The following is a 4,406-nucleotide window of genomic DNA, read 5'->3' on the forward strand; positions in this document are numbered from 1 at the left end:
TCATCGATATTACCTCCGGCAAGATAATATCAATAAAATGAAAAAGGACAAAATAATTATGTAGGTTTTCCAACATTCTTATGTTGTCTTTTACCTACATTTTTATTTTATCCTTAGCAATTGGTGGGGGATTACTGTTTCAATGTCAATCTTCCATCTGGAAGGGAGCTTATTGAAGTTGGGTCAAAGGCGATTACACCAAAATATGTCGCAATTGAACGAAAATGTTGTCTTGATGAGGCAATCTCAATTTTTGTAGGAAATAAAAAAATACAATTCAAAAATGAAATCCAACGTGCAAAAGATGCAAATTGCAAGCTATATCTTTTAATAGAAAACTCTTCCTGGGAAGAAGTGATTTCCGGTAAATACAGGTCGAAGATTGAGCCCGATGTTCTCTTAAGTCTTTTCCTTTCGTATCAAACACAGTTCGACATGCCAATTGTTTTTTGCCCGGAGAGTCATAGCGGAAAAATTATACATGACATTCTTTATTACGAATTAAAGAAGCAAATACGTAGTGTAAATCTTGATGAAGAGTTAGTATAAAAAAACTAATAGATGTACAGGGGTTCCTAAGGGTCTCAGTTATGACACCATTGATTTACCATAAATAAAGGAGACATTAATATGCGTAAGCGTAATCGAGAATTACTTTTAAGGTTGACGGAAAATGAATATAACTTGTTAATTAATAGGATAAAAATTGCAGGTGTAACCAAACAAAAATATCTGCTGGATCTTGTATTTAATAACGACATCCAATCTGTACATATGGATGGCGACCATAATTCAAGTAAAGATAAGATGAAGTAGTTTTACATATAATTACCAAAAAATAGGAGTGACCAGATTATAATCTGATTACTCCCTTTATTTTTAGATACAAATATACGTAGTGTTATAATCATCAGAGTTACTGTTGTAATATTCCATAATTGCTTTTCTCCAATCATCCTTATATTTCACAACGTAATCCATAAAGGCATGCCAGTAGCCTTCAAGAAAGATATCGAGCAGGGTAGCGATATCCGTAACGATTTGTTTAGCATCAGTGGATTTATCGCTCAAATCATCACAAAGTGTGAATTGTTTTTCACAGTGACTCATTTCGTCAACGTATACATTTACAAGCCCACTAGGATAAACGTTAATAAGCAATGATGCATCATCATTACCCAGTTCCCATGTGGTTGCTCCCGCGTATTTGCCAATGGATAACTCAACCTCTAAGTCAGCTCCTAATTCATCTTCTTCGTCTACTGAGCTTTCGAAGATAGTTGGAATTTTTGTTTCAAATAATGTCCAAATTTCTTTTCTTAATTTTTTAATTTTTGTAGTCATTTTACATTCTCCTTTATTTTGAATATTCATAATTTTATCTAACAAGTTGCAACCCTTTTTTCTTATTTTTCTTGTTGGCCGAAAATATGGCTTCAATAATTGCTTCAATAAGGGATTCAGCATCTTGCTCCATACTTGAATTAGCATCATCAATCAAATCTGAAATCCTTATTATATCTGATATTGATGTATGATCTGCTAATCCTGCTGAGTCGGTTCCTTCTGACGATTTACCTCGTCTAGACATTGCTGTAATCTCTCTATAAGATGCAGGTTCTGTTTGTGTGTTTCCTGCAAACGAATAAACATCATTCTGATAATTTGCTCCTGCGTGTCCAGTAACTCCTGAACTTCTTCCACTGCACGATCTGAAATTTCTAATTCTTCGCTCATGATTTTTCACCTCCTTTTGATAATCTTGGTAATGGTCTTCATTATATTTTCTGTACTTTTTTGATAAAGTGTCTAATTGCGACCAGACAGAATTCATCTGATTAATTCTTCGATTTTGTTCTAGTCTCTCGGACGTCATACCTAATCGTTCCATTTTACGTGCTTGCCAACCTTCATGAATTGTTGGGGTCTTATTTACCCCTTGCTCTGCATACGAGCGATGGTCGATATGAGATATTGCTTCTTGCTGAGCATATAAGTTTACTGCAAGATTTTCTTCTTCTAAAAGAGCGTTCTTTTTATCTATAGCGTCATTACAAATATCGGACCACCTTTTTCTCCAGGCAAGTAGCTGTTCCTTTGAATTCCATGGAGTATCAAGGAGTGTTTCTCTTTTCCATTGTCGACGTCCATTACTGATTTTCTGTTGACCAGTTCTTTTATCAATGATAGGAATTCTGTTACCACCTTCATCAAGAGAATAGACCTTCTTTTGTTTTGACATCCACTTCCCGTTATCATCAATCCCTCGCATTGTTGTAAGGATGTGTACATGTGGATTTCCGTCATTTTTGTCGTGGATTGAATAATCGGCAATCATGCCTTCACTAACCAATGATTTTGTAAATGTTCTAACCAAATCGATTTGTTCCTCTAGAGAAAGTTCCTTTGGCAGAGCAATTTCAAATTCACGGCACAACTGCGCATCTTTACTTTTTTCAACTTCTTGTACGGCATTCCATAGAACTTCACGATCAGCATATTCTTTTGGAGCATTTGAAGGTAATGCTATTTCCGAGAAAGCAATTCCCTTTTTCTTTGTGTAGTCAGAAATGGTGCCAAGTTCATGGTCTTCTAATTTGGTGCCGGATCTATAGGCTGCAGCTGCAATTGCTGTTTGACCTTTGCTGCGACTAAAAACTTTACAGTGTAAATGATATATCGCCATTAACATCACCTTCCTTCTAACTTATATATGTCAGAAAGATGCGCCGATAAAAAAACGTAGACAGCTAACGCTATTCGCGTAGGATGCCCTCCGGCGAGGAGTCATCGAAGATCGCACGGACATTTCGCACAGCGATGATGTCTATAAATGCGCAATTCAAGTTTTCATGGTCTGTATGCTTTTTTATTAACATAAAATTTTTCTGACATATTAAAAATAAAAGGCGGTGATTAAAATGAATGATAATTTATCGGATGATGATTTTTGGAACATGCTTGAGGATGCTGAGGAGTCACTAAACACCCAAACTGAAAAATCAGTTTCCAGTCTCGAAGAACAAATTGATCAGTTTTCTATTAATGAAAGCAAAACATTTGAAGAGTTAAAAATGATACAAGCACGAAAACGAAAAATGGCTGCACAGGCTATAACAGCGGAAAGAAAAGCAAGGAATCACAGATTATTCAAATTAGGGGAAATTGTGGAGCAAATTTTAGGAAGAGATATCACAGACGAAGATATAAGAAAATTTGAAACTTTTCTCACAGAGCAAGAGCAATATGATAAATGGCTTTCAAGAGTAATGAACAAAGACTGTAATTATGATAAATAGTTTTTAAATTTTGTTTTGTAGTTTTTTTCGGAATCTGACATATTACTAGTGAAATCAAAGAAGGCTGGAGAATAATAAATCTCCTGTTTGTTTCGATATTGTTTCCCTATTTTAATATAGATTTTGTTTTCTCCGGTTAAATTTATAGAAACTTCAGTCTTCAGATTTCAAACGGGGGAGGTAGTAAAGATTAGGCTGACGTTCCGGGTCAGCCTTATCCCCCATTTTATTTATCAAATAACATAAATAATTCATGAAAAAACCTTGGATATAATGGTTATCCATTGTATACTATGTGTGCAAGGTTTAACTTATCTATGTAGAATCCCACATCAATCCCCGCGAATTTGTAATTTACATTTTCCATGGGAACTGATCTAAGAACTACTTAGAAAACTAAATAAGAAATAAAAAATGAGACCTTGCGTTGAAAAATGCATGGTCTTTTTGTTTGGTAAAATTAAAGATATTATCATTAAAACCCTTGTATTTAAGCCACTTTTCGTGAATAAAAGCATATTATTTTCTAGCTATTTTTCTTGTTTTAAAAATGAAAATAAAAAAGAAAAAGAGAGAGTTTTTTATAAGAGAAAAACTTAGAGTTGCGGGGAGATAATTGCAAAAAATGAGGGAAATTGGTTACGAATGATCAAGTAGAAGAAGCGAGAGTATCGCTTCTTTTTTTAACACTCTTTTTAAGTGTATTGTTGCTTTAAGTTATCTTATTCAGCAAAAATCTCATAACGATATGTTATGTGATATTTATTTGATTTTAAGTAAAGATATTTGTTATGCTTGACACAATCTATGTGCTTCAGATACAAAACATTTATAAAAATCATAGAACGGTTTGTTCATTAAATATGTGGCTTGTGGCACACATTATAAAAGTATCAACTTTTTTACAGGTTGATACCTTTAGTAGTATGTAGAAAATATTTGTTTATAACTGTAAACGTTTCATTGATATTAAGTCCTAAAGACATATGTTGTTAAACCGCAAACTCTACCCATAATATAAACTAATAAAACCGCAAATTAAATTAATAAACAGGTGGAAAATGTGCCTTTTATGACGGCATAATCTTCCACCTGTTTTTGTGATCT

At 33.9% G+C, this 4,406-nt stretch carries 5 protein-coding genes; 3 read left to right on the forward strand and 2 right to left on the reverse strand.

Going from position 1 to position 4,406, the window contains the following annotated elements:
* The first annotated feature begins 123 nt into the window (after positions 1 to 123).
* Positions 124 to 549 carry an ERCC4 domain-containing protein gene (locus H8909_RS13830; protein ID WP_369409843.1) on the forward strand — a complete coding sequence of 142 codons (426 nt, stop codon included), beginning with the start codon at positions 124 to 126 and terminating at the stop codon, positions 547 to 549.
* An 81-nt stretch (positions 550 to 630) separates the two neighbouring features.
* Positions 631 to 816, forward strand: a complete 186-nt coding sequence (locus tag H8909_RS12530) for a plasmid mobilization protein (RefSeq protein ID WP_187013057.1) — start codon at positions 631 to 633, stop codon at positions 814 to 816.
* Positions 817 to 879: 63 nt separating this feature from the next.
* On the opposite strand, the gene H8909_RS12535 is transcribed toward H8909_RS12530, so the two are convergent.
* Both H8909_RS12535 and mobQ read right to left on the reverse strand, forming a co-directional pair.
* Positions 880 to 1,344, reverse strand: coding sequence for a hypothetical protein (locus tag H8909_RS12535; RefSeq protein WP_187013058.1), 465 nt, complete (start codon positions 1,342 to 1,344; stop codon positions 880 to 882).
* Positions 1,345 to 1,378: 34 nt separating this feature from the next.
* Positions 1,379 to 2,692 (reverse strand): MobQ family relaxase, encoded by a 1,314-nt coding sequence (gene mobQ, locus H8909_RS12540; protein WP_187013059.1) that lies wholly within the window; start codon positions 2,690 to 2,692, stop codon positions 1,379 to 1,381.
* Positions 2,693 to 2,921: 229 nt separating this feature from the next.
* Between mobQ and H8909_RS12545 the strand changes: the two genes are divergently transcribed.
* On the forward strand, positions 2,922 to 3,299 hold the full coding sequence (locus tag H8909_RS12545; RefSeq protein ID WP_187013060.1) for a hypothetical protein: 378 nt from the start codon (positions 2,922 to 2,924) through the stop codon (positions 3,297 to 3,299).
* The last annotated feature ends 1,107 nt before the right edge of the window (positions 3,300 to 4,406 follow it).

Origin of the sequence: Catenibacterium faecis (assembly GCF_014306455.1) — a bacterium.
In the GTDB taxonomy this organism is placed as follows: Bacteria; Bacillota_I; Bacilli_A; order Erysipelotrichales; family Coprobacillaceae; genus Catenibacterium; species Catenibacterium mitsuoka_A.